At 65.9% G+C, this 25,618-nt stretch carries 19 protein-coding genes and 1 pseudogene; 16 read left to right on the forward strand and 4 right to left on the reverse strand.

Features of this window, described 5'->3' with window-relative positions:
* Nucleotides 1-1,041: an AraC family transcriptional regulator gene (locus tag AAG092_RS19350; protein WP_373387946.1), complete on the reverse strand. Its 1,041-nt coding sequence runs from the start codon at nucleotides 1,039-1,041 to the stop codon at nucleotides 1-3.
* A gap of 1 nt (nucleotide 1,042) precedes the next feature.
* Nucleotides 1,043-2,107: a carbon-nitrogen hydrolase family protein gene (locus AAG092_RS19355; protein ID WP_373387947.1), complete on the reverse strand. Its 1,065-nt coding sequence runs from the start codon at nucleotides 2,105-2,107 to the stop codon at nucleotides 1,043-1,045.
* A 202-nt stretch (nucleotides 2,108-2,309) separates the two neighbouring features.
* On the opposite strand from AAG092_RS19355, the gene AAG092_RS19360 reads away from it, so the two are divergent.
* The 5 genes from AAG092_RS19360 to AAG092_RS19380 all read left to right on the forward strand — a co-directional run bounded on the left by AAG092_RS19360 (nucleotide 2,310) and on the right by AAG092_RS19380 (nucleotide 8,504).
* Complete coding sequence (locus tag AAG092_RS19360; protein ID WP_373387948.1) at nucleotides 2,310-4,343, forward strand: FAD-dependent oxidoreductase; 2,034 nt, start codon at nucleotides 2,310-2,312, stop codon at nucleotides 4,341-4,343.
* 64 nt (nucleotides 4,344-4,407) lie between these two features.
* Nucleotides 4,408-4,839 carry a nuclear transport factor 2 family protein gene (locus tag AAG092_RS19365; RefSeq protein WP_373387949.1) on the forward strand — a complete coding sequence of 144 codons (432 nt, stop codon included), beginning with the start codon at nucleotides 4,408-4,410 and terminating at the stop codon, nucleotides 4,837-4,839.
* Between the two features lie 208 nt (nucleotides 4,840-5,047).
* A complete protein-coding gene (locus AAG092_RS19370; protein ID WP_373387950.1) occupies nucleotides 5,048-6,412 on the forward strand; it encodes a chromosome partitioning protein ParA in 1,365 nt (454 codons plus the stop codon).
* A complete protein-coding gene (locus tag AAG092_RS19375) occupies nucleotides 6,412-7,356 on the forward strand; it encodes a 1-aminocyclopropane-1-carboxylate deaminase/D-cysteine desulfhydrase (protein WP_373387951.1) in 945 nt (314 codons plus the stop codon). Before AAG092_RS19370 ends, AAG092_RS19375 begins: the two co-directional genes overlap by 1 nt.
* Nucleotides 7,357-7,394: 38 nt before the next feature.
* A complete protein-coding gene (locus AAG092_RS19380; RefSeq protein WP_110682045.1) occupies nucleotides 7,395-8,504 on the forward strand; it encodes a cyclic nucleotide-binding domain-containing protein in 1,110 nt (369 codons plus the stop codon).
* Here AAG092_RS19380 and AAG092_RS19385 read toward each other — a convergent pair.
* Entirely contained in the window at nucleotides 8,501-9,451 is a 951-nt protein-coding gene (locus AAG092_RS19385) for a DUF1853 family protein (protein ID WP_373387952.1), read from the reverse strand. The genes AAG092_RS19380 and AAG092_RS19385 overlap by 4 nt on opposite strands.
* 84 nt (nucleotides 9,452-9,535) lie before the next feature.
* Here AAG092_RS19385 and AAG092_RS19390 point away from each other — a divergent pair, with 84 nt between their 5' ends.
* The 11 genes and pseudogenes from AAG092_RS19390 to AAG092_RS19440 all read left to right on the forward strand — a co-directional run.
* On the forward strand, nucleotides 9,536-10,423 hold the full coding sequence (locus tag AAG092_RS19390; protein WP_110682043.1) for an NAD(+) kinase: 888 nt from the start codon (nucleotides 9,536-9,538) through the stop codon (nucleotides 10,421-10,423).
* Nucleotides 10,424-10,427: 4 nt separating this feature from the next.
* Nucleotides 10,428-11,399, forward strand: a complete 972-nt coding sequence (locus AAG092_RS19395; protein ID WP_373389625.1) for a metallophosphoesterase — start codon at nucleotides 10,428-10,430, stop codon at nucleotides 11,397-11,399.
* The gene (locus AAG092_RS19400) at nucleotides 11,396-12,256 is read left to right on the forward strand and encodes a rhomboid family intramembrane serine protease (protein WP_373387953.1); all 861 of its coding nucleotides are present in this window, start codon (nucleotides 11,396-11,398) and stop codon (nucleotides 12,254-12,256) included. The genes AAG092_RS19395 and AAG092_RS19400 overlap by 4 nt, the downstream gene beginning before the upstream one ends.
* Before the next feature lie 39 nt (nucleotides 12,257-12,295).
* Nucleotides 12,296-12,559, forward strand: coding sequence for a YeaC family protein (locus AAG092_RS19405; RefSeq protein WP_373387954.1), 264 nt, complete (start codon nucleotides 12,296-12,298; stop codon nucleotides 12,557-12,559).
* Nucleotides 12,560-12,567: 8 nt separating this feature from the next.
* Nucleotides 12,568-13,398 carry a DUF2797 domain-containing protein gene (locus tag AAG092_RS19410; protein WP_373389626.1) on the forward strand — a complete coding sequence of 277 codons (831 nt, stop codon included), beginning with the start codon at nucleotides 12,568-12,570 and terminating at the stop codon, nucleotides 13,396-13,398.
* 13 nt (nucleotides 13,399-13,411) lie between these two features.
* Nucleotides 13,412-16,069, forward strand: a complete 2,658-nt coding sequence (gene pepN, locus AAG092_RS19415; protein WP_373387955.1) for an aminopeptidase N — start codon at nucleotides 13,412-13,414, stop codon at nucleotides 16,067-16,069.
* Nucleotides 16,070-16,409: 340 nt separating this feature from the next.
* The gene (locus AAG092_RS19420) at nucleotides 16,410-18,344 is read left to right on the forward strand and encodes a DUF1302 domain-containing protein (protein ID WP_373387956.1); all 1,935 of its coding nucleotides are present in this window, start codon (nucleotides 16,410-16,412) and stop codon (nucleotides 18,342-18,344) included.
* A gap of 58 nt (nucleotides 18,345-18,402) precedes the next feature.
* Nucleotides 18,403-19,773 (forward strand): DUF1329 domain-containing protein, encoded by a 1,371-nt coding sequence (locus AAG092_RS19425; protein WP_373387957.1) that lies wholly within the window; start codon nucleotides 18,403-18,405, stop codon nucleotides 19,771-19,773.
* A gap of 187 nt (nucleotides 19,774-19,960) precedes the next feature.
* The gene (locus AAG092_RS19430) at nucleotides 19,961-21,040 is read left to right on the forward strand and encodes a WD40/YVTN/BNR-like repeat-containing protein (protein ID WP_373387958.1); all 1,080 of its coding nucleotides are present in this window, start codon (nucleotides 19,961-19,963) and stop codon (nucleotides 21,038-21,040) included.
* 18 nt (nucleotides 21,041-21,058) lie between these two features.
* Nucleotides 21,059-23,446 (forward strand): RND family transporter, encoded by a 2,388-nt coding sequence (locus AAG092_RS19435; protein ID WP_181418754.1) that lies wholly within the window; start codon nucleotides 21,059-21,061, stop codon nucleotides 23,444-23,446.
* A gap of 60 nt (nucleotides 23,447-23,506) precedes the next feature.
* A pseudogene (locus AAG092_RS19440) lies at nucleotides 23,507-23,866 on the forward strand (VOC family protein); the annotation flags it as partial.
* Nucleotides 23,867-23,905: 39 nt separating this feature from the next.
* Here the strand turns inward: AAG092_RS19440 and AAG092_RS19445 are convergent.
* Complete coding sequence (locus AAG092_RS19445) at nucleotides 23,906-25,579, reverse strand: electron transfer flavoprotein-ubiquinone oxidoreductase (RefSeq protein ID WP_110682034.1); 1,674 nt, start codon at nucleotides 25,577-25,579, stop codon at nucleotides 23,906-23,908.
* Nucleotides 25,580-25,618: the final 39 nt, after the last annotated feature.

A 25,618-nucleotide genomic window follows, 5' to 3' on the forward strand; every position in this document is an offset into this window, starting at 1 on the left:
CTAGCCGGCCTGCAGGCGCTGGCTGCGCCGGAATTCCCCGGGCGTCTGCCCGCTCCAGCGCTTGAAGGCGCGCTGGAAGGCCTCCGCGGAGGCGAAGCCGAGCAGGTAGGCGATCTCGCCGAAGGCCAGCTCGGTGTCGCGGATATAGGCCATCGCCAGATCGCGCCGCGTTTCGTTGAGCAGGGTACGGAACTGCGTGCCTTCCTCCGCCAGTTTGCGCCGCAGCGTCCAGCTCGGCAGCTGCAGTTTTTTCGCCACTTCCTCCAGCTCCGGCTCGCGACCGTGCAGCATCGGTCCCAGCAGGTGGATGATGCGCTCGCGCAGGCTGCGGGTGCGGGTCAGCTGTTCCAGTTCCCGCTCGGCCAGTTCCAGCAGCTGCTGCCAGGTGCTCGGGCAGTGCTGTAACAGGGGCTGGTCCAGGGCGTTGTTGGCCAGGCGCAGGCGGTTGTGGCCGGCGGCGAATTCCACCGGGCAGCCGAAACAGGCTTCGTAACGTTCGGCATAGGCGGGGGCGGGGAACTCGATCTCCACCCGCTCCACCGCCAGCGTATCGCCCAGCAGGGCGCCGAGCTGGTGGTGCCAGCTGGACAGCACCGAGTCCACCACGAAGCGGTTGAAGTCGTTGTACGGACTGATCGAATAGAAGCTCAGCCAGGCGCCGCCGGCATCTTCAATGAAGCTCGAATGGCCGCGGTAGTTGTGTGCGTACAGCGGTTCGAGGCGGATCAGCGTGCGCGCCGCCTCGCGCAGGGTCGGCGCCTGGGCGGCGGTGACGCCTGCCAGGCCGGCCTGGCCGATGCGGCTGTGGCGCCCCATCTCCAGGCCCAGCGCCGGGTCGCCGCACAGGGCGATGGCGCTGTGGCCCAGGCGCATGTAGCGCGGGATCGACAGGCGCTCGCGTGGCAGGGCCAGGCGCGCGGCATCCAGGCGGAACTGGCGCAGCAGCTCGTCGGCGGCCACCCCCTTGTCCGCCAGGGCGGCCGCCAGGCCGTGGACGAAGGCGACGGACAGGTCGCCCAGGCGGACGCGCGCGGCCTTCATGTCACAGCCACAGGTTGAGCAGGCGGGCGCCGGGGCCGTCCTCGGCCAGGCGCTGGGTGCCGGGGCTGACCGCCATGCTGCGTCCCTGGCTGCCCAGGTCCCACAGCTGGCCGCGCAGGAAGACCAGCATGCCGGCGCGTGCCTGCGTTTCTGTCAGGTGGGCGGACAGCGCCTGCTGCAGGCGGCTCTCGGCTGCGCCCGCAGGCGCGGCGTTGCCTGGCAGGAAGGCGGGCACGGCGAGCAGTTCCACCTGTTGCGCGGCGAGGTGCGCATAGTGCTGCGCCTGCTCGCCGTCGCTGCCAAGCAGGGTGCCCAGGCGCCCGGCCGGCGTGGCGATCACCTGCAGCGCCTGGCTGGGGGCGACTGCGGTGAAGGCATCTTCGTCGCGATGCGGCAGGACCTTGCGCTGGGGCTGGCCGAGTGGCAGGCCGTCGCTGCCGAACACCAGGCTGACGTTGTACAGCGGGCCGCTGCCGACCTGCAGCACGCCCTCCACCACACTGGGCTCGGGCAGCACGATGGAGCCGGCGACCAGGGTGACGCCATAGCTCTCGGCCAGGCCGCCGAACAGGCTCTGGTAGTCCGCGGCCATCTGCGCGGCCTTCATGCGCAGCAGGGCGTCGCTGAGTGGTGCCTTGCCCTGGCTGAACAGGGTGGCGCGGGCCAGCTCCAGGGGGTGGCTGAGACCCAGCCAGATGCGCGCCTCGGCCAGGTCGCGGGCGGCGAAGGCCTCGCGCTTTTCCCCTGCGGCCACCAGCCAGGTGCCGATGTGCTCGGGCAGTATCACCACCGTCTTCGGGTTGAGCAGGCCCAGCGCGCGGGCCTGATCCAGATGAGCAGACAGTTTGCGGTGCAGGTGCAGCAGGCTGCGGTAATCGGCGCCCTGCAGGTCGGGCTGGATGCCCAGCAGGTTGCCGCGGCCGCGGTCCTGGCCCTGGTCGAAGGCCAGCGAGCTACGCAGGTCGCTGAGGATGTAGCTATCCGGGCGCCACTGGGCCCAGGCGACGTAGGCGAGCAGGGCAAGTGGCAGGAGCAGCCAGAGGGCGCGGCGGAGCAGGGTGAGCATGGGAAGGCCTGTGAATCCGGTGAGGTCGCCAGACTAGGCCAAGGCGCCGCGCTTGCCTAGTCGCGCTGTCATTTATGATCAATAAGTTGTGCATTTCGATCATTGAGTGGTCGGCGGTCGCTCTTTATCGTCTGCCGCACAACGACCGTGCACGGAGCAGTGCGCGGCGCCCCGTGACAAGCCCGACGCTGTGGAGATGACCATGAGCAACGCCTACCCGAACCTGCTGGCTCCGCTGGACCTCGGTTTCACCACCCTGAAGAACCGTACCCTGATGGGCTCCATGCACACCGGCCTGGAGGAGAAGCCGGGCGGTTTCGAGCGCATGGCGGCCTACTTCGCCGAGCGCGCCCGCGGTGGCGTCGGCCTGATGGTCACCGGCGGCATCGGCCCGAACGAGGAGGGCGGTGTCTATTCCGGCGCAGCCAAACTGACCACCCCGGAAGAAGCCGAGAAGCACAAGATCGTCACCCGTGCGGTGCATGAGGCGGACGGCAAGATCTGCATGCAGATCCTCCATGCCGGCCGCTATGCCTACAGCCCCAAATCGGTGGCGCCGAGCGCCATCCAGGCGCCGATCAACCCGTTCAAGCCCCAGGAGCTGGACGAGGCGGGCATCGAGAAGCAGATCCAGGACTTTGTCACCTGCTCGCTGCTGGCCCAGCAGGCCGAGTACGACGGCGTCGAGATCATGGGTTCGGAAGGCTACTTCATCAACCAGTTCCTGGTCGCCCACACCAACCACCGTACCGACCGCTGGGGCGGCAGCTACGAGAACCGCATGCGCCTGCCGGTGGAGATCGTCCGTCGCGTGCGCGAGGCCGTGGGGCCGAACTTCATCATCATCTATCGCCTGTCCATGCTCGACCTGGTCGAGGGCGGCAGCACCTGGGACGAGATCGTGATGCTGGCCAAGGCCATCGAGAAGGCCGGCGCCACCATCATCAACACCGGCATCGGCTGGCACGAGGCGCGCATCCCGACCATCGCCACCAAGGTGCCGCGCGCCGCCTTCACCAAGGTCACCGCCAAGCTGCGCGGCGAGGTGAGCATCCCGCTGTGCACCACCAACCGCATCAACACCCCGGAAGTGGCCGAGCAGGTGCTGGCCGAGGGTGATGCCGACATGGTGTCCATGGCCCGTCCGTTCCTCGCCGACCCCGAGTTCGTCAACAAGGCCGCCGCCGGCCGCGCCGACGAGATCAACACCTGCATCGGCTGTAACCAAGCCTGCCTGGACCACACCTTCGGCGGCAAACTGACCAGCTGCCTGGTCAACCCGCGCGCCTGCCACGAGACCGAGCTGAACTACATCCCGACCACCACGGTGAAGAAGATCGCCGTGGTCGGTGCCGGCCCGGCCGGCCTGTCCGCCGCCACCGTCGCAGCCGAGCGCGGCCACCAGGTGACCCTGTTCGACGCGGCCGGCGAGATCGGCGGTCAGTTCAATGTGGCCAAGCGCGTGCCGGGCAAGGAAGAGTTCTACGAGACCCTGCGCTACTTCAAGAAGAAGCTGGAGACCACCGGCGTCGACCTGCGCCTGAATACCCGCGTGTCGGCCGACGACCTGGTCAAGGGCGGCTACGACGAGATCATCCTGGCCACCGGCATCGTGCCGCGCACCCCGGCCATCCCGGGCATCGAGCACGCCAAGGTGATCAGCTACCTGGACGCCATCCTGCAGCGCAAGCCGGTCGGCCAGAAGGTCGCGGTGATCGGCGCCGGCGGTATCGGCTTCGACGTCTCCGAGTTCATCACCCACCAGGGCGAGGCTACCAGCCTGAACCGCGAGGCCTTCTGGAAGGAGTGGGGCATCGATACCGCGCTGGAAGCCCGTGGCGGCATCGCCGGGATCAAGGCCGAAGTGCATCCGGCGGCACGCCAGGTGTTCCTGCTGCAGCGCAAGAAGTCCAAGGTCGGCGACGGCCTGGGCAAGACCACCGGCTGGATCCACCGCACAGGCCTGAAGAACAAGAACGTGCAGATGCTCAACTCGGTCGAGTACCTCAAGGTGGACGATGCCGGCCTGCACATCCGCATCGCCGAGGGCGAGCCGCAGCTGCTGCCGGTGGACACCGTGATCGTCTGCGCCGGGCAGGACCCGCTGCGCGAGCTGCACGACGACCTGGTCGCCGCCGGGCAGAACGTGCATCTGATCGGCGGCGCCGACGTGGCCGCCGAGCTGGACGCCAAGCGTGCGATCAACCAGGGCTCGCGCCTCGCCGCCGAACTCTGATCGACAGACGCCCCGCCCAGTGCGGGGCGTCTGCTTTAAGGCTCACAACAATAAGGAGAAGCCGATGTCCACCGATCTTCAATTGCAACCGGCCGCGGCTGCCAGCCTGCAGCGCTGGCACCAGTTCGTCGCCGCCAAGGACCTGCGCCCGCTGCCCGAACTGCTGCATCCACAGGCGGTGTTCCGCTCGCCCATGGCGCACACGCCGTATCCGGGCGCGCCGGCGGTCAACCTGATCCTCAATACCGTGCTGCAGGTGTTCCAGGACTTCGTCTATCACCGTGAACTGGCCAGCGCCGATGGCCTGAACGTGGTGCTGGAGTTTTCCGCGAAGGTCGGCGAGCGCGAGCTCAAGGGTATCGACATGATCCGCTTCGACGAGGCCGGCAAGATCGTCGAGTTCGAGGTGATGGTGCGGCCGATGAGCGCTCTGCAGGCGCTCGGCGAGGAGATGGGACGGCGTCTGGCGCCCTATCTGGCGGCGGCCAAGGCCTGATTCACCCAACCGCATCACAGTTTCACCCCGCCGCCGGTCCGGCAGGCCGTTTCGGCAGGGTGGCTGCCAACCCAATCACATTGCCCGCGTTGCTTTTTCCCCTAGACTTGCCTGAAACAAGGGATTGCGCCTGCCTCGCAGGTTATGCGCCCGCCCGGGGCAAACCCGCAGCGAGCCGAACGTGATCCTGATGGCCTGAGGGAAATCCATGAGCATGCAGAACAAAGCGCAGATGGTCGAGGCCGTGCTGTTCTTCAATGAGCGCGGCGTCTGCAAGGAGATGCTGTTTCCCGAGTTCGAGGCCCTGCTCGACAACGTGGTCAACCTGCCCGAACTGGCCGACCAGCAGATGCGCCTGGCCTACGTGCTGATCAACCCGCGCCTGCTGGTGCGCGCCGTGGTGTTCTTCTACCTGGATTTCGATGAGCGTGGCGCGGCCGACAAGGGCTGGAACCTGCCGCTGCGCCACCTGGCCGACAACGCCGGGCGCGGCCCCGACCTCGGCGCCGGGCCGATCCGCCTGGCCTGCCGCAGCCAGTGCCCGGTGTCCTGGCACCAGATGCACCTGTGGGACCCCAGCCTGGCCCCCGGCAAGAACGACCTGGTACTGATCCGCGATGCGGTCAAGCGCAACTCCCTCGGCCTGCTGGTGGAGGAGGATGCGCCGGTGGTGCTGGCCGAGCGCCTGCAGGTCGCCGCCGAGGACAAGTGGCAGGCACCCGACCCCGCCCGCGAGGAGGCCGGCAAGCAGGCCGAGCAGAAGGAGCAGGAGCACCGCCTGAAGACCGCCCAGCTGATCAAGCAGCAGCGCCTGCGCATCAGCACTCTGGGCAAGCAGCATGAAGAAGAGCTGGCGCGCCTCAAGCTGGCGGCCGAAGAGCGCCAGCGCGCCTTGCAGACCGAGATCCACAACCTGCACCAGGCCCTGCGTCAACAGGAAGAGTTGAACAACAGCCTCAAGGCGCAGCTGGGGGCCCAGGCCGACAGCATGCAGCAGACCCGCGAGGAGCTGGCCAGGCAGTTGCGGGACCTGGAGAAGCACGGTCGTACCGAAACCGACATCCTGCGTGCGCAATTCGACTCCGAACTGCAGGCCCGGGTTGCCGCTGCCGTGGCGGAGTTCAGGGAGCAAGTGGCGCTTCGCGACGTCGAGCTGGCCTACCGTGCCGAGCAGGAGACCCAGCTGCAGCAGGAACTCGAGCGCCTCAGGTGCGAGCGTGACGAGTTGGCCGGTCAGGGCGGCGAGCAGATCCTCGAGCGCCTGGCCAAGCTTGGCGTGGTGTTCGTGGTCTACCATCCCGGCGCCGGCCACCTGACCATCCCGTTGCAGGATATCGCCCGCTACCAGCTCAATCCCATGAGCTACGCCGCGGCCAAGTGCTTCGTCTCCGAGGAGCAGTACCGCCAGTGGCTGGCCCACTACCAGCAGCCTACCTGCGAGGCCAGCCTGCCCTCCGGCGAGCGCTGTGCCATGCCCATCGACCGGGTGGAAACGCCCAGCCGCTTCATCGTCGGCGAGTCCAATTGCTGCGCCCGGCACAAGGCCGGAGCCCGCCTGCGTACCGTCGGCTAGTGCCGCTGCGCCTGCCCGACTGGGCGCCGACGGCGCCCCTGCACGTGCTTTCCTGCGACTGGCTGACGCGTGCCGGCGTCGAACTGGCCGTGCTGCGTCTCGATCTGCTCGATCCCCTGCTGTCCGGCAACAAGTGGTTCAAGCTCAGGCCGCACCTCGAGGCTGCCGCCGAGGCCGGTGCCGAGGGGCTGATCAGCCTGGGCGGCGCCCATTCCAATCATCTGCATGCCCTGGCCGCGGCCGGCCGCCGCTTTGGCTTCGCCACGGTCGGCCTGGTGCGTGGCGAGCCGCAGGACACGCCGACGGTGCGTGACCTCGAGGCTTTCGGCATGCGCCTGCACTGGCTGGGCTATGGGGAGTATCGGAGGCGCCACGAGCCAGGGTTCTGGCAATCCTGGCGCGCGCGCTATCCGCAGCTATGGCCGGTCAACGAGGGGGGCGGCGGCCTGGCGGCGGCGCGTTCCTGTGCGGCCCTGGTCGAGATGGCGCGGGCGCAGCTGGTGAGCATCGGCTGGGTCGACTACCACGCCTGGTGGCTGGCTGCCGGGACCGGCACCACGGCGGCCGGCCTGGTGCTCGGCGAGCGGGGCGTTCATCCGGTGCATATCGCCATGGCGGTACCGCCGGGGCACGGGGTAGAGAGCCAGCTGCCGGCCATGCTCCGCGAGGCGGGGGTGGCGGACGGCGGCTATCGTCTGCTGGACGCCAGCCGCGGCGGTTTCGCCCGCCTGGATGCCGAACTGGCCCGCTTCACCCTGGCCGGCGAAGAGGCCATGGGGTTGCCGCTGGAACCGCTCTACACCGCCAAGGCGTTGCTGGCATTGCGCGCCGAGGTGGAGGCCGGTTACTTTGCTGCGGGTACGCGCCTGCTATTCCTCCACAGCGGTGGTCTGCAGGGGCTCAGGGCCATGGCCCTGCGCCTGCGGACACTGGTCGCGGACTGAGCCGTGCCGCCGAGAAGAACAATGAAGGACTGGTTTTCATGACCGAGCCGCTGAACCCCGAACAGCTGCGCAGCTTCACCCCGCTCAACGTGCTCTCCGAGCAGCAGTGGCGCGAGCTGCGTCCCCAACTGGTGCCGCAGCCGCTGCTGGCCGGCCAGTTGCTGTTCCGCCAGGGCGATCAGGCTCGGACTACCTACTATCTGCTGTCCGGCGAGCTGCTGCTGCGCGATGCCGAGGGCCGTGAGCAGCACCTGCAGGCCGGCAGCGAAGCCAGCTGTCATCCACTGTCGCCGAGCCTGCCGCGCCTGCACGAGGCGCGTGCGCTGAGCGATGTCAGTGTGCTGGCGCTGGATTCCGCCACGCTCGGGCGCCTGCTCAACTGGCGCCTGGCTTATCAGGATCTGCTGCTCGACCTCAGTAGCAGCGGCGAGGATGTCGAGTGGCTGGAACGTTTGCTGGAAAATCCGCTGTTCAGCAAGGTGCCGCCGGCCAATGTGCGCGCCATGCTCGATCGTCTGCATCCGATCGATCTGCCGGCCGGCAGCCGGGTACTGGTCGAAGGCGAGAGCGGTGATTGCTGTTACTTCCTCAAGAGTGGTCGCGCTGAGGTATTTCGGGGAGGCGACGGCGGTCGCCAGGTGCTGGCCGAACTGGAAGTGGGCGCCTGCTTCGGTGAGGAGGCGCTGCTGTCCGACCAGCCGCGCAACGCCACCGTCACCCTGATCGAGCCCGGCGTGGTGCTGCGCCTGGATCGCCAGGACTTCTTCGCCTTGCTCAAGGCGCCGGTGGTCGACGAGGTGTCCTTCGGCGAGGCGGCGCGCCTGCTGTCGAGCGGCGCCCAGTGGCTGGACGTGCGTCTGCAGGCCGAATACGAGCAGGGCCATGCCCAGCAGGCGCTGAACATGCCGTTGCACCTGCTGCGCCTGAAGGTACGTCTGCTGGACAGGGACAGGACCTACCTGTGCTACTGCGACAGCGGCAAGCGCAGCGCCAGTGCGGTCTTCCTGCTGTCGCAACTGGGCTTTTCCGCCTATGCCCTGCGCGATGGCCTGGATGCGCTACCGGCGGTGCATCGTGCCGCCCTGCTGTGCGAGAGCGGTCCGGGCTACCTGGCTCGCTCCGGCGGGCGTACCGAGCGCAGTCACTAGCCTTCGCTGGCCCGCACGGAGGGCAGGGGCCACTGGTTGCCGACCAGGAAAAGCCGCTCGCTTTCCCGCCAGACGCCCCCGGTATCCGGCTCCAGTCGTACCAGCAGCTGCGCGGGGGCATCCTCGGCCTGTTGCTGCAGCCACTCATCCAGCTGCTCGTGGCTCCAGACGCTTTCCGCTTCGGCGCGTGCCGGCGCCAGCCAGGCGCGCCTGGGCAGTGGCTGCCAGCGCCCCGGGCCGGCCTGCTCGCGCCAGGCAGACCAGGCGTGGCGGTGCAGCCAATGCCCGCGCAGGTGGTCCGGGTGGCTGCCGCGAGGGGAGGCGCAGCCCTCGGGCCAGGGATAGAACAGATAGCCGCCCAGCCAGGTGGCGGCCTGGGGCGATGCAGCGCTCAGGTCGAACAGGGCTGCGCGCGCCGCTGCGTGGGCGGACAGCGGTAGCTGGTGCTGCGCCAGATGCCGCAGCTTGAGTCCGAGGCGGTCCTCGCTGGCGGGGCCCAGCCAGTGCTCGGCATCCTCGCCGGCCTCCCGCTCGGGCCCCAGGTACAGCTTGATCGCCAGTTCCAGATGGTGCACGCCCTCGGCGTCGCGCAGCAGCAGGTCTAGTTCGCCCAGGGTATGGCCACCCTGGCGCACCGGCAGGTTGGCTGCCAGCAGTTGCACGTCCGGCGCCGCCTGCAGGGCGAACTGCCAGAGCCGCTCGTAATGCCGGCCCAGGCGGCTGGAGCCGGCGGCGAGAAACGCCAGCAGCGCCGCCGGCGCCTGTTCCTGCTGCAGCAACCAGTCGGCCAGGCACTGCGGCTCATGCCGCCAGATGCTGGCGGTCAGCGGATGGCGCAGGGGTAGCCCGCTGCCATCGAGCAGCGGCGGAGCCAGCAGCGTCCAGGCCAGGTCGCGGACCTGGGGCTGGCGCAATTGGTCGAGCAGGGCATCGAGTAGCGCGCGCATCGGCCGAGCATAGCCCAGGCGGTTTGCTGCGGCCTCCGGCTTTCGCCCATAATCCGGGCAATTCTCCCCGTTGCAGAGCGCCCCATGGAGCAATTTCGCAATATCGGCATCATCGGCCGCCTGGGTAGCGCCCAGGTGCTCGATACCATCCGCCGCCTGAAGAACTTCCTGCTCGAGCGCCACCTGCATGTGATTCTCGAAGACACTATTGCCGAAGTGCTGCCCGGCCACGGCCTACAGACCTGTTCGCGCAAGATCCTCGGCGAGGTCTGCGACCTGGTCATAGTGGTCGGCGGCGACGGCAGCATGCTCGGCGCCGCCCGTGCCCTGGCCCGCCACAAGATCCCGGTGCTGGGCATCAACCGTGGCAGCCTAGGCTTTCTCACCGACATCAAGCCGGACGAGCTGGAGGTCAAGGTCGCCGAAGTGCTGGAGGGGCGCTTCCTCGAGGAAAGCCGCTTCCTGCTGGAGGCCGAGGTGCGCCGCCATGGTGAGGCCATCGGCCAGGGCGATGCACTCAACGACGTGGTGCTGCACCCGGGCAAGTCGACCAAGATGATCGAGTTCGAGCTGTTCATCGATGGCCACTTCGTCTGCAGCCAGAAGGCCGACGGCCTGATCATCGCCACGCCCACCGGCTCCACCGCCTACTCGCTGTCCGCCGGCGGGCCGATCATGCACCCCAAGCTGGATGCCATGGTCATAGTGCCGATGTACCCGCACACCCTGTCCAGCCGGCCCATAGTGGTCGACGGCAACAGCGAGCTGAAGATCGTGGTGGCCGACGACCTGCCGATCTACCCGCTGGTGTCCTGCGACGGCCAGAACCACTTCACCTGTGCGCCCGGCGACACCATCACGGTGGCCAAGAAGCCGCAGAAGCTGCGCCTGATCCATCCGCTCGACCATAACTACTACGAGGCCTGCCGCACCAAGCTCGGCTGGGGCGGCCGCCAGTGGAGCCACGACTGACATGCTGCTGGACAGCGGGCGTAGCTATGACCTGATCGGCGACGTGCATGGCTGCGGGCGCAGCCTGGAGCGTCTGCTCGAGCAGATGGGCTACAGCCGCCACGCCGGGGTATGGCGCCATCCGCAGCGCATGGCGCTGTTCCTCGGCGACATCATCGACCGCGGCCCGCGCATCCGCGAGGCCCTGCACCTGGTGCACGACATGGTCGAGGCCGGCCAGGCCCTGTGCATCATGGGCAACCACGAGTACAACGCCCTCGGCTGGTACACCGAGGCGCCGCCCAACAGCGAGCGGCGCCATGTGCGCGAGCACACGCCACGCCACGAGCGCCTGCTGCAGCAGACCTTCCGCCAGTTCGAGGAGCATCCGGCGGACTGGCACGACTTCCTCGACTGGTTCCAGCAGCTGCCGCTGTTCGTCGACGCCGGGCGCTTCCGCCTGGTGCATGCCTGCTGGGATGGCGAGCTGATCGGCCAGCTGCGCCAGCGCTTCGCCGATGGTCGGGTCGACCGCGACTTCGTCACCGCCTCGGCGGTGCCCGGCAGCTTCGCCAACCGGGTGTTCGAGCGCCTGCTGCGCGGCACCGACCTGCGCCTGCCGCAGGGCCTGACCCTGACCAGCGAGGAGGGCTTCACCCGCAGCTACTTCCGCACCAAGTTCTGGGAAGACGACCCGCAGACCTACGGTGACGTAGTGTTCCAGCCCGACGCCCTGCCCGAGAGCGTGGCCAGCCTGCCGCTGGGGCCGAGCGAGAAGAGCCGCCTGCTGCAGTATGGTGCCGACGAGCCCATGCTGTTCGTCGGCCATTACTGGCGCCGTGGCCGTCCGGCGCCGATCCGCCCCAACCTGGCCTGCCTGGACTACAGCGCGGTGATGTACGGCAAGCTGGTGGCCTACCGCCTGGACGACGAAACGCAGATCGACCCGGACAAGTTCGTCTGGGTCGAGGTGGAGCGTCCGGAGGCGCCGCAATGAGCCCGGTGGAAGCGCTGCGCCGCCCGTTGCAGGAGGACCTCAGCGGCTTCGTCGCCCTGCTGCGGCGCCTGCAGGTGCCGCACCGGGTCAGCGAGGAGCGCGGTGCCCAGGTGCTCTGGGTGCCGGCCGAGGCCCTGGCCGAGCAGGTGCGTGCGCTGTACCTGCGCTATCCGCAGGGGGCCGCCGAGGAAGAGGTGCCGACGCCGGCGCAGCCGTCGCGACCGGGCTTGGCCGCGCAGCTACGCGCCAGCTGGATGACCACCCTGGTCCTGCTGCTGACCCTGGTCGTGGCCGGCGTGACCCTGCTCGGTGACAATTTCACCACCCTGCGCTGGCTGACCTTTCAGGACTTTCGCATCGAAGGCCAGTACCTCTACTTCCAGCCCTGGCTGGCCAGCCTGGAGGCGGGGCAGTGGTGGCGCCTGGTGTCGCCCATGCTGATCCATTTCGGCATCCTGCACCTGGCCATGAATGCGCTGTGGTACTGGGAGCTGGGGCGGCGCATCGAGTTTCGCCAGGGCGGCTTCGCCCTGCTCGGGCTGACCCTGCTGTTCGGCCTGCTGTCCAATTTCGCCCAGTTCTGGTTCGGCGGCCCCTCGCTGTTCGGCGGCTTGTCCGGCGTGCTCTACGGCCTGCTCGGCTACTGCTGGATCTTCCAGCTGCTGGCGCCGACCCCGGCCTATGTATTGCCGCGCGGCGTACTGGCGATGATGCTGATCTGGCTGCTGGTGTGCCTGACCGGGGTGATCGATACCCTGGGCTTCGGCTCCATCGCCAACGCCGCCCATGTCGGCGGCCTGCTTGCCGGCTGCGCCGCGGGTCTCGTCGGCGGTGCGCTGGCGCGCCTGCGTCGGTAAACTTGGCGCCCTGTTTAGCTTTCCGTGTCGGAGCCCGCGATGTCGTCCTTTGCCGAAATGATCGAGAACATCACCCCCGAGATCTACCAGAGCCTCAAGCTGGCGGTGGAAATCGGCAAGTGGCCGGACGGCCGCAAGCTCACCCAGGAGCAGAAGGAGCTGTCGCTGCAGGCCATGATCGCCTGGGAAGTCCAGAACCTGCCCGAGGAAGAGCGCACCGGCTACATGGGCCCGCAGGAGTGCCAGTCCCATGCCGAGCCGATTCCCAACATCCTGTTCAAGTCCAACGACACCCTGCACTGATGAGCGCGATGAACGAGCTCGGCCGCGGTAGCCTGAGCAAGATGGCCGTGCGCCTGGGTGAGACGGCGCAATACGCCTTTCGCCTGGACGAGACCGAAGTGCCGGTCAATCCGCTGCTGGGCAAGCGTGTGCGCCTGGAGTTCCTCGGCGCCATCCACTGCAGCCACTGCGGGCGCAAGACCAAGAAGAGCTTCGCCCAGGGCTACTGCTACCCCTGCTTCACCAAGCTGGCGCAATGCGACAGCTGCATCATGAGCCCGGAGCGCTGCCACTACGACGCCGGCACCTGCCGCGAGCCGGAGTGGGGCGAGCAGTTCTGCATGACCGATCATGTGGTGTACCTGGCCAACTCCTCGGGAATCAAGGTCGGCATCACTCGCGCCAGCCAGATTCCCACCCGCTGGCTGGACCAGGGCGCCAGCCAGGCACTGCCGATCTTCCGTGTCGCCACCCGCCAGCAGTCCGGCTTCGTCGAAGACCTGCTGCGCACCCAGGTGGCGGACAAGACCAACTGGCGTGCGCTGCTCAAGGGCGATGCCGTACCGCTCGATTTGCCGGCCATCCGCGACCAGCTGCTGGAAAGCTGCGCCGAGGGCATTGCTGCGTTGCAGCAGCGCTTCGGCCTGCAGGCGATCCAGCCGGTCGGCGATGCCGAAGTGCTGGAAATCCGTTACCCGGTGCAGGCCTACCCGACCAAGGTGGCCAGCCACGACCTCGAGAAGACGCCGGTGGTGGAGGGCATCCTCCGGGGCATCAAGGGCCAGTACCTGATCCTCGACACCGGCGTGATCAACCTGCGCAAATACACGGCCTACCAGGTCGCCGTACTCACCGAATAAGAGGCCACAAGCCATGCGTACCGAACAGCCGAAGATGATCTACCTCAAGGACTACCAGGTTCCCGACTATCTGATCGACGAGACCCACCTGACCTTCGAGCTGTTCGAGGACCACACCCTGGTGCACGCCCAGCTGGTGATGCGCCGTAACCCCGAGGCCGGCGCCGGCCTTCCGGCGCTGGTGCTGGACGGCCAGCAGCTGGAGCTGCTGGAGCTGAAGCTGGACGACCGCGTGCTCGGTGCTGCCGACTACCAGCTGACCGACAGTCACCTGACCCTGCAGCCGACGCAGGAACGGTTCGTCATCGACAGCAGCGTGCGCATCCACCCGGAAAGCAACACCGCGCTGGAAGGCCTGTACAAGTCCAGCGGCATGTTCTGCACCCAGTGCGAGGCCGAGGGCTTCCGCAAGATCACCTACTACCTCGACCGCCCGGACGTGATGAGCACCTTCACCACCACACTCAGCGCCGAGCAGCATCGCTATCCGGTGCTGCTGTCCAACGGCAACCCGGTTGCCAGCGGCAGCGAGGAGGGTGGTCGCCATTGGGCGACCTGGGAGGACCCGTTCAAGAAACCGGCCTACCTGTTCGCCCTGGTCGCCGGCGACCTCTGGTGCGTGGAAGACCGCTTCACCACCATGAGCGAGCGCGAAGTCACCCTGCGCATCTACGTCGAGCCGGAGAACATCGACAAGGTGCAGCACGCTATGGACAGCCTGAAGAAGTCGATGAAGTGGGACGAGGAGGTGTACGGGCGCGAGTACGACCTGGACATCTTCATGATCGTCGCGGTCAACGACTTCAACATGGGCGCCATGGAGAACAAGGGCCTCAACATCTTCAACTCCAGCTGCGTGCTGGCCAAGGCCGAGACCGCCACCGACGCCGCGCACCAGCGCGTCGAGGCGGTGGTGGCCCACGAGTACTTCCACAACTGGTCGGGCAACCGGGTGACCTGCCGCGACTGGTTCCAGCTGTCGCTGAAAGAAGGCTTCACCGTGTTCCGCGACGCCGAGTTCAGTGCCGACATGAATTCGCGCACGGTCAAGCGCATCGAGGACGTGGCCTACCTGCGTGCCCACCAGTTCGCCGAGGATGCCGGCCCCATGGCCCACCCGGTGCGCCCGGACAGCTTCATGGAGATCTCCAACTTCTACACCCTGACCGTCTACGAGAAGGGCTCGGAAGTGCTGCGCATGATCCACACCCTGCTCGGGCCGCAGCTGTTCCGCAAGGGCTCGGACCTGTACTTCGCCCGCCACGACGGCCAGGCCGTGACCTGCGATGACTTCATCAAGGCCATGGAAGATGCCAGCGGCATCGACCTGACCCAGTTCAAGCGCTGGTACAGCCAGGCCGGCACGCCGCGCCTGGAGGTCAGCGAGAGCTACGACGCGGCGGCCAACACCTACCGCCTGCAGCTGCGCCAGAGCTGCCCGGCCACCCCGGGCCAGGCCGAGAAGCTGCCCTTCGTCATCCCGCTGGAACTGGCCCTGCTCGACGCCCAGGGCCGCGAACTGCCGCTGCAGCTGGTCGGCGAGGACAAGCCGGTCGGTCGCTCCCGCGTGCTGCAGGTGACCCAGGCCGAGCAGGCCTTCACCTTCGTCAACATCGCCGAGAAGCCGCTGCCCTCGCTGCTGCGCGGCTTCAGCGCGCCGGTCAAGCTGAGCTTCCCCTACAGCCGCGACCAGCTGATGTTCCTTATGCAGCACGATAGTGATGGGTTTAATCGCTGGGAGGCCGGCCAGCAGCTGGCCGTGCAGGTGCTGCAGGAGCTGATCGGCCAGCATCAGCGCGGCGAGCCGCTGGTCCTCGATCAACGCCTGGTCACCGCCCTGCGCAGTGTGCTGGAGAACGACAGCCTGGATCAGGCCATGGTCGCCGAGATGCTGTCGCTGCCGGGCGAGGGCTACCTGACCGAGATCAGTGATGTGGCCGATGTCGACGCCATCCACGCCGCCCGCGAGTTCGCCCGCCAGCAGCTGGCCGAGGCGCTGTTCGAGCCGCTGTGGGCGCGCTACCAGGCCAACCGCGAGCTGTCGCGCAATACGCCCTATGTGGCCGAGTCGGCCCACTTCGCCCGCCGCAGCCTGCAGAACATCGCGCTGTCCTACCTGATGCTCACCGGCAAGCCGGAGGTGCTCGCCGCCACCCTGGAGCAGTACGAGGTGTGCGATAACATGACCGAGCGTCTGGCCGCGCTGGCCGTGCTGGTCAACTCGCCCTTCGAGACGGAGAAGGCCGAGGCGCTCAAGGCCTTCGCCGAGCACTTCAAGGACAATGCGCTGGTCATGGATCAGTGGTTCAGCGTGCAGGCCGCCTGCACCCTGCCGGGCGGTCTGGCCCGCGTGCAGGCGCTGATGCAGCACCCGGCCTTCACGATGAAGAACCCGAACAAGGTGCGCGCACTGATCGGCGCCTTCGCCGGGCAGAACCTGGTCAACTTCCATGCGGCCGACGGCAGTGGCTATCGCTTCCTGGCCGACCAGGTGATCAGCCTCAACGCCACCAACCCGCAGATTGCTTCGCGCCAGCTCGGCCCGCTGACCCGCTGGCGCAAGTACGACGCTTCACGCCAGGCGCTGATGCGCGGCGAGCTGGAACGCATCCTGGCCAGCGGCGAGCTGTCCAGCGACGTGTTCGAGGTGGTCAGCAAGAGTCTGGCCTGAACCCGGCAGGCGTTACCAAGCAAGCGCTCGGTAACGCCTGCTGTTACTCCCTGTTTCCTTTCTGCCTGATCAGTTTTTCGCTGGCGGCCAAAGCCCCGTGGCAGAGGCTTTGGCCTTATTTTGCAGGCCGTTTTCACAAGGCTGAAGCGCGCCAGCAGGCAGACAAATTGGGACATCTTCAGGCGACATTGGCCATTTTTGGGACTGTCGTACCTATATCGGCAAATCCTCGGAACATTCCGCCTTCTTGGTATCGATCTTGAATAGACCCGCCCGGCCGTGAGCCGGATGCAACCGGCGAGTCGGACATAACAAGAACAATCGATCCATGGAGTCGTCGATGGCCATCCCCTTGCGCAAGTCGCCCCTGTGTCTCGCCCCCGCCAAGGCGGGTTTTGCCCTTGCCGGGCTTCTGCCGTTGCTGTCGGTCGCACCTGCTGGAGCCGTCGAGTTCAGCTTCGTCGGGGGCGAGGTGACTGGCTCGCTGGATACCACCCTGTCCTATGGCCAGCTGTACCGGGTGCAGGGGCGGGACAAGACCAATGACGACACCAACGGCAACGACGGTAACCGCAACTTCGATACCGGTCTGGTCTCCGAGGTGTTCAAGGTCACCTCCGATCTGGAGGCCAACTACCAGAACTATGGGATGTTCGTGCGCGGCACCGCCTTCTATGACACCCAGATCATGGACAAGCGCAACGACAACGATGACTTCCGGCCAAGCCAGAGCTACCCGAACAACAGCTACTTCACCGATGAGACCCGTGACAGCGCCGGGCGTAACGCCGAGATTCTCGACGCCTATGTCTATGGCAACTGGGATGTCGGCAGCATGCCGCTGACCGTGAAGGTTGGTCGCCAGGTGTTCAACTGGGGCGAGGGCATCTTCTATCGCGGCGGCATCAACACCACCAACCCGCTCGATGCCGCCAAGTTCCGCCTGCCAGGGGCCGAGCTCAAGGAAGTGCTGGTGCCGGTGGAGGCCTTCAACTTCAACGTCGGCCTGACCGACAACCTGTCGCTGGAGGGTTTCTACCAGTGGAACTGGAAGGAGACGGCCATCGACCCGGCCGGCACCTTCTTCTCCGAGACCGACCTGTTCGCCGATGGCGGCAACACCGCCTATACCCGTTTCGACGATCCGCTGGTCAGCCAGTTGCTGGCTGCCTATCCGCTGGCCGCCAGCTTCGGCCTGGTCGGCAACGGCCCATATGGCCCCAACGCCTACCTCGACCCGCAGCAGAATGTGTTCAAGGTGGCTAACGTCGGCCGCGACATCAATGCCAAGAACGATGGCCAGTACGGCTTCGCCCTGCGTTATGTCGCCGAGGAGCTGAATCTCACCGAGTTCGGCTTCTACTACATCAACTACCACGCCAAGGAGCCGCAGATCGCGGTGGACATGGGCGACTACCAGGGGGTGGACTTCACCGACCCGCTCTGGGCAGCTGTCCCCGATGCCGCCGAGCCCGGTTTGGCCACCCTGGATGCCGCTGGCAATGCCATTGGCCGCCGCGAGTATGTGGAGGATATCCGCGTGTTCGGGGTCAGCTTCAACACCACGATCGGCGAGGCTTCGGTGTTCGGCGAGCTGGCCTATCGTCCCAACCTGCCGGTGGGTATCAGTGCCACCAACGATCTGCTCGGCGACCTCCTGGGGCAGGGCTTCTTCGGTCTCACCGACATCTACGATGCCGGCGTGCCCGGTGACCAGGCCTGCGCCGACATCTCCGGCAAGCAGCTGTGCCGTGCCTCGATCTTCCACAACTACGAGCGGGTGGAATCGTTCAACTTCTCCATCGGCACCATCTACAACTTCGGTCCGGTGGCCAGTTTCGATTCGCTGTTCGGCGTGGCCGAGCTGGCATCCGAGCATCTGCGCGGCAGTGACCTGAGCTACACCGCCTTCGACGGCAGCGAACGAGGCTTCGCCGGTCGTCCCAATGGCGCCTATGTGTCCGGCTACGACGACGAAGACCAGATAGACCGCGACTCCTACGGCTACACCCTGGCCCTGTCCGGCACCTGGAACGACGTCTATGCCGGGGTCAACCTGTCGCCCTTCGCCGTGTTCAAGCACAACTTCCAGGGCAACTCGCACCAGACCGGCAACTTCGTCGAGGGCGCCATGGCCTATTCGATCGGCCTGCGCGCCAGCTACCTGAACAATCTGGAGACCGAGGTGCAGTACACCGAGTACTACGGGGCGGGCCAGAACAACAGCGGCCGCGATCGCGACAACCTCGGCGTCAACCTCAAGTACTCCTTCTGAACACGAATCCCAGGGCCGGGCGGCCAGGCCGCCCGGCTCGCTAGTACGGAGAATCACCATGCTGATGAAACACTCGCTGATGGGCGCCGCAGTCGCCCTCGCGCTTTCCGCCGGCAGCGCGCTGGCCGCTGTCTCGCCGCAGGAGGCGGCCAAGTTGGGCGCCACGCTGACCCCATTCGGCGCGGAGAAGGCCGGCAATGCCGATGGCAGCATCCCGGCCTGGAGCGGTGGCATCACCCAGGCACCGGCTGGATTCAAGGGTGGCGGCCAGCACCATGTCGATCCCTTCCCGGACGAGAAGCCGCTGTTCACCATCACCAAGGCCAACCTGGAACAGTACAAGGACAAGCTGAGCGCAGGGCAGATCGCCCTGTTCAACGCCTACCCGGACAGCTTCCAGATGCCGGTCTATCAGAGCCGTCGCTCCGGCTCGGCACCGCAGTGGGTGTATGACAACAGCATCAGGAACGCCACCAGCGCCAAGCTGGTCGAGGGCGGCAATGGCTTCGCCGACGCCTACGGTGGCATTCCGTTCCCGATTCCGCAGAGCGGCGTGGAGGCACTGTGGAACCACATCGTGCGCTACCGCGGTACCTATATCACCCGCCGCTCCGCCGAGGTGGCGGTGCAGCGCAATGGCGCTTTCTCGCCGGTAATTTCCGAGGCCGAGGCGCTGTTTCGTTACTACGACCCCGCTGGCAGCTATGCCGACCTCAACAACATCCTGTTCTACTACCTGAACTTCACCAAGAGCCCGGCGCGTCTGGCTGGTGGTGCGGCACTGGTACACGAGACTCTGGATCAGGTGAAGGAGCCGCGCCAGGCCTGGGCCTATGCGGCCGGGCAACGTCGCGTGCGGCGTGCGCCGAACCTGGCCTACGACACGCCGATCGCCGCTTCCGAAGGTTTGCGTACCGCCGACGATACCGACATGTTCAACGGTGCGCCCGACCGCTACGAGTGGAAGCTGCTGGGTAAGAAGGAGCTGTATATCCCCTACAACAACTACCGTATCGCCGCAGCCGGGGTGAAGTACGAGGATGTGCTGCAGGTTGGCCACGTCAACCCGGCGCTGACCCGCAACGAACTGCACCGCGTCTGGGTGGTGGAGGGCACGCTCAAGCCGGGGGCGCGTCACATATATGGCAAGCGCACCCTGTTTCTCGACGAGGACAGCTGGCAGGCTGCCGTGGTGGACCAGTACGACACCCGCGGCGAGCTGTGGCGGGTGTCCGTCGCCTACCTGAAGAACTACTACGACCTGCCCACCACCTGGTCGGCCATGGAGGCTTTCCATGACCTGCAGAGTCGCCGCTACCACGTGCAGAACCTGGACAGCGAGGAACCGGCCACGGTGAACTTTACCAAGGCGATTCCGGAGGACAGCTACTTCACGCCGTCCGCCCTGCGCCGCCGCGGTACCCGCTGAGCGTCACGCCAGGACACAAGGCCGCTGCCAGAGGCGGCCTTGTGCATTCTGCGGAGACGAAAGTCTGGGTAACCGACGCTTAACAAAACATAACGTCACGCCGATTGTCAGTTTTTTCCAAAGCCGTATAGCATGAGCCGCCTGCCATAAGGCATGTACCCACTTATAAGAATAAAGGGGGAAGTTTATGCGTGAGCCCGTCATGCGGCGCACCCGCTCCGGTTGCCTGAATTCCATGCAGGCCCCGGCCCGTCAATACTCGCCGCTGGCGAAGGCGCTGTCCCTGCTCGGCGTCTGTTCCATTCTGGCTTTTGCCGCACCCATGCCTGTACAGGCTGCGGAATCCGCCAATGTCCTTTCCATCGAGTCGCCCAAGGCCGTGTCCAGCCTGTTGCTGGATGTCGCTCATGCCGGCAAGCGTCTGGTCGCCGTGGGTGATCGCGGTCACATCCTGTTCTCGGAAGATGCCGGCAAGAACTGGGTTCAGGCCCGCGTGCCGACCCGCCAGCTGCTGACTGCCCTGTACTTCGTCGATGACAAGCACGGCTGGGCCGTCGGCCATGATTCGCAGATTCTTGTCAGCGAAGACGGCGGCGCCAACTGGAAGCTGCAGTTCGAGGACCTCGAACGCGAAGCTCCCCTGCTCGACATCTGGTTCCGCGATACCAGCACCGGCTATGCCGTAGGTGCCTATGGCGCGCTGTTGGAAACCAGCGACGGTGGCAAGACCTGGACCGACGTCAGCGACCGCCTGGACAACGAGGACGGCTATCACCTCAACGGCATCGCCGAGGTCAAGGATGCCGGCCTGTTCGTCGTCGGCGAGGCGGGCAGCATGTTCCGCTCCGCCGATTGGGGACAGACCTGGGAGAGGGTCCAGGGCCCCTATGAGGGTACCCTGTTCGGTGCCCTCGGCACTGCCAGCAGCAACACCCTGCTGGCTTTCGGTCTGCGCGGCAATCTCTATCGCTCCACCGATTTCGGCGCCACCTGGCAACAGGTTCAGCTGCTCTCCGAGAGTGGTCCGCTGGAGTTCGGCCTGGCCGGCGGCAGCCTGCTGAAGAATGGCGACGTGGTCATCGTCGGCCACGGCGGCAGCGTGCTGACCAGCAAGGATTCCGGCCGCACCTTCACCGTGATCAACCGGGCCGATCGCGCCTCGCTGGCCTCGGCTGCTGCCGATGCAGCCGGCAACCTGGTCCTGGTGGGGCAGGGCGGCGTACAGATCGCTACTCCGACTGGCGCCGAGCCAGGCCAAAAACAATAAGCCGGGGCGTATGAGCATATGAGTTCCATGAGCAGCCATCACCAGGACAAGGCGACTTTCCTCGAGCGCCTGATTTTCAACAACCGGCCGATCGTCATCGCCCTCTGCGCGCTGATCACCCTGCTGCTGCTGTGGCAGGCCTCGCATATTCGTCCCTCGACCAGTTTCGAGAAGATGATTCCGCTGGAGCATCCCTTCATCCAGAAGATGCTCGAGCACCGCAACGACCTGGCCAACCTGGGCAACACCGTGCGTATCTCCGTGGAGGCGAAGGATGGCGACATCTTCTCCAAGGAATACATGGAGACCCTGCGCCAGATCCATGACGAGGTGTTCTACATCGCCGGTGTCGACCGTTCCGGCCTGAAGTCGCTGTGGAGCCCGGCCGTGCGCTGGACCGAAGTGACCGAGGAAGGTTTCGACGGTGGCGAGGTGATCCCGCAGACCTACGATGGCTCCGAGCAGAGCCTGCAGGAGCTGCGCAGCAACGTCCTCAAGTCCGGCCAGGTCGGTCGCCTGGTGGCCAACAACTTCAAGTCGAGCATCGTCGATGTGCCCCTGCTCGAGCAGTACCCGGACCCGAACGATCAGAGCAAGCTGCTCAAGCTGGACTATCGCCAGTTCTCCCATGAGCTGGAAGAGAAAATCCGCGAGAAGTACCAGGCGCAGAACCCCAATGTGCAGGTGCACATCGTCGGTTTCGCCAAGAAGGTCGGTGACCTGATCGACGGCCTGATCATGGTGGTGGCCTTCTTCGGTATCGCCCTGGCCATTACCCTGGTGCTGCTGTACTGGTTCAGCTGGTGCATCCGCTCGACCATCTCGGTGGTCTCCACCACCCTGATCGCGGTGGTCTGGCAGCTGGGCCTGATGAACCTGGCCGGCTTCGGTCTCGATCCCTACTCGATGCTGGTGCCGTTCCTGATCTTCGCCATCGGCATCTCCCACGGGGTGCAGAAGATCAACGGTATCGCCCTGCAGTCGAGCGACGCCGACAATGCCCTGACCGCGGCCCGGCGGACCTTCCGCCAGCTGTTCCTGCCGGGCATGATCGCCATCCTGGTGGACGCGGTCGGCTTCATCACCCTGCTGGTGATCGACATCGGCGTGATCCGCGAGCTGGCCATCGGCGCCTCCATTGGTGTGGCGGTGATCGTGTTCACCAACCTGATCCTGCTACCGGTGGCGATTTCCTATATCGGCATCAGCAAGAAGGCCGTCGAGCGCAGCAAGCGCGAGGCCGGTCGCGAGCAGCCGTTCTGGCGCCTGCTGTCCAACTTCGCCCACCCGGTGGTGGCACCGATCTCCGTGGTCATTGCCCTGTCGGCCGGCGTGGCGGCCTTCTGGTACCAGAAGGAGCACCTGCAGATCGGCGACCTCGACCAGGGCGCGCCGGAACTGCGTCCGGACTCGCGCTACAACAAGGACAACGATTTCATCATCAGCAACTACTCGACCAGTTCTGACGTGCTGGTGGTGATGGTCAAGACGCCGAACGAGGGTTGCTCGACCTACGAGACCCTGGCGCCGATGGATCAGCTGATGTGGCGCCTGGAGAACACCGAGGGCGTGCAATCGGCCATTTCCATGGTCAGCGTGTCCAAGCAGGTGATCAAGGGGATGAACGAGGGCAGCCTCAAGTGGGAGACCCTGTCGCGCAACCCGGACATCCTCAACAACTCCATCGCCCGTGCCGACGGCCTGTACAACGCCGACTGCTCGCTGGCGCCGGTACTGGTGTTCCTCAACGACCACAAGGCCGCGACCCTGAAGCGTGCCGTCGCGGTGGTGCAGGAGTTCGCCGCGGAGAACAACAAGGAAGGCCTGGAGTTCATCCTGGCGGCCGGTAACGCCGGCATCGAAGCGGCCACCAACGAGGTGATCGCCACTTCCGAGCTGAAGATCCTGGTGCTGGTGTACATCTGCGTGGCGCTGATGTGCCTGATCACCTTCCGCTCCTTCGGTGCGATGCTGTGCATCATCCTGCCGCTGATCCTCACCTCCATCCTCGGCAACGCCCTGATGGCCTGGCTGGGGATCGGCGTGAAGGTGGCGACCCTGCCGGTGATCGCGCTCGGCGTGGGCATCGGCGTGGACTACGGCATCTACATCTACAGCCGCATGGAAAGCTTCCTGCGCGCCGGCCTACCGCTGCAGGAGGCCTACTACCAGACCCTGCGCTCCACCGGTAAGGCCGTACTGTTCACCGGTCTGTGCCTGGCCATCGGCGTGGTCACCTGGATATTCTCGGCGATCAAGTTCCAGGCTGACATGGGGCTGATGCTGACCTTCATGCTGCTGTGGAACATGTTTGGTGCGCTGTGGCTGCTGCCGGCTCTGGCGCGCTTCCTGATCAAGCCGGAGAAGCTGGCCGGCAAGCAGGGTGGTTCGCTGTTCGCCCACTGATCGCTATCGCGGCTGGTGCAAGGGCTCCCTCGGGAGCCCTTTTTCATTGCCTGCCGTCTATTCTCGGGTAGGGAGGAGGGGGCCTTCGAGCTGCATGGTCAGCCCTTCACGGTGCTCAATAGCGGGCCGGCATTCCGCTTCAACGAGGCCGTCTCCCTGCAGGTGCTGTGTGGCGATCAGGCCGAGGGTCGATCACTACTGGGGCCGGCTGGGTGAAGGCGGGGCGCCGCAGGCGCAGCAGTGTGGCTGGTTGAAGGATCGCTATGGCTGTCCTGGCAGGTGGTGCCCGAAGTGCTGCTGGAGATGCTGCTGGCCGAGGATCAGGCAGCGGTGCAGCGGGCGACCCAAGCCATGCTGCAGATGAAGAAGCTGGATATCGCCGCCTTGCAGCGGGCCTTCGTCGGCGAATCGCAGGCATGAAAAAGCCGCCTTGCGGCGGCTTTTTCAATGGGGCTCGAATTACATGTTGGGGTAGTTCGGGCCGCCGGTGCCTTCCGGAGCCACCCAGGTGATGTTCTGGGACGGGTCCTTGATATCGCAGGTCTTGCAGTGTACGCAGTTCTGCGCGTTGATCTGGAAGCGCTTCTCGCCGTCTTCCTGAGTCACCACTTCGTACACGCCGGCCGGGCAGTAGCGCTGTGCCGGCTCGTCGAACTTCGGCAGGTTGACGGACAGCGGGATGCTGGCGTCGGTCAGCTTCAGGTGGCAGGGCTGCTCTTCCTCGTGGTTGGTGTTGGAGAGGAACACCGAGGAGAGTTTGTCGAAGCTCAGCTTGCCGTCCGGTTTCGGGTATTCGATGCGCTGGCACTCGGCCGCCGGCTTGAGGCAGGCGTAGTCCGGCTTGTTGTCGTGCAGGGTGACCGGAATCTTACCGCCGAAGATGTTCTGGTCGATGAAGTTGAACGCACCGCCGGCGATGGCGCCGAACTTGTGGATGGCTGCACCGAAGTTGCGGCTGCGGAACAGCTCGTCGTACAGCCAGCTGGCCTTGAAGTCGTCGACATAGCCATTGAGCAGGTCGCCGCCCTGGCCGTCGGCCAGCAGCACGTCGGCCACGGCCTCGGCGGCCAGCATGCCGGACTTCATGGCGGTGTGGCTGCCCTTGATCTTGGCGAAGTTCAGGGTGCCGAGGTCGCAGCCGATCAGGGCGCCGCCCGGGAAGACCATCTTCGGCAGCGAGTTCAGGCCGCCCTTGCAGATGGCGCGAGCACCGTAGGCCACACGCTTGCCGCCTTCCAGGTACTTGGCGATCACCGGGTGATGCTTGTAGCGCTGGAACTCGTCGAACGGCGACAGGAAGGGGTTGGAGTAGGACAGGTCGACAATCAGGCCGACCACCACCTGGTTGTTTTCCAGGTGATAGAGGAAGGAGCCGCCCGGGTTCTCGTCGGACAGCGGCCAGCCGGCGGTGTGCACCACCAGGCCCTGCTCGTGCTTGGCCGGGTCGATGTCCCAGATTTCCTTGATGCCGATGCCGTAGTGCTGGGCGTCGGCTTCGGAGTCGAGGTTGAACTTCTTGATCAGCTGCTTGCCGATGTGGCCACGGCAGCCTTCGGCGAACAGGGTGTACTTGCCGCGCAGTTCCATGCCCGGGGTGTAGTAACCTTCCTTCGGGTGGCCTTCGCGGTCCACACCGAGGTCGCCGGTGATGATGCCGCGCACCACGCCGTTCTCGTCGATCAGGGCTTCCTGGGCGGCGAAGCCCGGGTAGATCTCGACGCCCAGGGCTTCGGCCTGCTGGGCCAGCCAGCGGCACAGGTTGCCCAGGGAGATGATGTAGTTGCCTTCGTTGTGCATGGTCTTGGGCACAAAGAAGTTCGGTACCTTGGCAGCCTTGTCGGCGCTCTTCAGCAGGTAGATGTCGTCGCGCTTGACTTCGGTGTTCAGCGGGGCGCCCAGTTCCTTCCAGTTGGGGAACAGTTCGTTCAGGGCGCGCGGCTCGAAGACCGCACCGGAGAGGATGTGAGCGCCGACTTCGGAACCCTTCTCGACCACGCAGACGCTGATTTCTTTGCCGGCTTCAGCGGCCTTCTGCTTCAGTCGGCAGGCGGCGGACAGGCCGGAGGGGCCGGCGCCGACGATGACGACGTCGAATTCCATAAATTCGCGTTCCACAGAGAATCTCCTACTCAAGGCTTCTTCGGTGTTGTTGATCTGGCTTGGCTAGGCTTT

Source organism: Pseudomonas alcaligenes, assembly GCF_041729615.1.
GTDB classification, from domain to species: Bacteria; Pseudomonadota; Gammaproteobacteria; order Pseudomonadales; family Pseudomonadaceae; genus Aquipseudomonas; species Aquipseudomonas alcaligenes_B.

Bases quoted from the DNA above. Each gene is read 5' to 3' on its own strand.
- AAG092_RS19350 (WP_373387946.1), bottom strand. From the start codon at position 1,041: ATGAAGGCCGCGCGCGTCCGCCTGGGCGACCTGTCCGTCGCCTTCGTC.
- AAG092_RS19355 (WP_373387947.1), bottom strand. From the start codon at position 2,107: ATGCTCACCCTGCTCCGCCGCGCCCTCTGGCTGCTCCTGCCACTTGCC.
- AAG092_RS19360 (WP_373387948.1), top strand. From the start codon at position 2,310: ATGAGCAACGCCTACCCGAACCTGCTGGCTCCGCTGGACCTCGGTTTC.
- AAG092_RS19365 (WP_373387949.1), top strand. From the start codon at position 4,408: ATGTCCACCGATCTTCAATTGCAACCGGCCGCGGCTGCCAGCCTGCAG.
- AAG092_RS19370 (WP_373387950.1), top strand. From the start codon at position 5,048: ATGAGCATGCAGAACAAAGCGCAGATGGTCGAGGCCGTGCTGTTCTTC.
- AAG092_RS19380 (WP_110682045.1), top strand. From the start codon at position 7,395: ATGACCGAGCCGCTGAACCCCGAACAGCTGCGCAGCTTCACCCCGCTC.
- AAG092_RS19385 (WP_373387952.1), bottom strand. From the start codon at position 9,451: ATGCGCGCGCTACTCGATGCCCTGCTCGACCAATTGCGCCAGCCCCAG.
- AAG092_RS19390 (WP_110682043.1), top strand. From the start codon at position 9,536: ATGGAGCAATTTCGCAATATCGGCATCATCGGCCGCCTGGGTAGCGCC.
- AAG092_RS19400 (WP_373387953.1), top strand. From the start codon at position 11,396: ATGAGCCCGGTGGAAGCGCTGCGCCGCCCGTTGCAGGAGGACCTCAGC.
- AAG092_RS19405 (WP_373387954.1), top strand. From the start codon at position 12,296: ATGTCGTCCTTTGCCGAAATGATCGAGAACATCACCCCCGAGATCTAC.
- AAG092_RS19410 (WP_373389626.1), top strand. From the start codon at position 12,568: ATGAACGAGCTCGGCCGCGGTAGCCTGAGCAAGATGGCCGTGCGCCTG.
- pepN (WP_373387955.1), top strand. From the start codon at position 13,412: ATGCGTACCGAACAGCCGAAGATGATCTACCTCAAGGACTACCAGGTT.
- AAG092_RS19420 (WP_373387956.1), top strand. From the start codon at position 16,410: ATGGCCATCCCCTTGCGCAAGTCGCCCCTGTGTCTCGCCCCCGCCAAG.
- AAG092_RS19425 (WP_373387957.1), top strand. From the start codon at position 18,403: ATGCTGATGAAACACTCGCTGATGGGCGCCGCAGTCGCCCTCGCGCTT.
- AAG092_RS19430 (WP_373387958.1), top strand. From the start codon at position 19,961: ATGCGTGAGCCCGTCATGCGGCGCACCCGCTCCGGTTGCCTGAATTCC.
- AAG092_RS19435 (WP_181418754.1), top strand. From the start codon at position 21,059: ATGAGTTCCATGAGCAGCCATCACCAGGACAAGGCGACTTTCCTCGAG.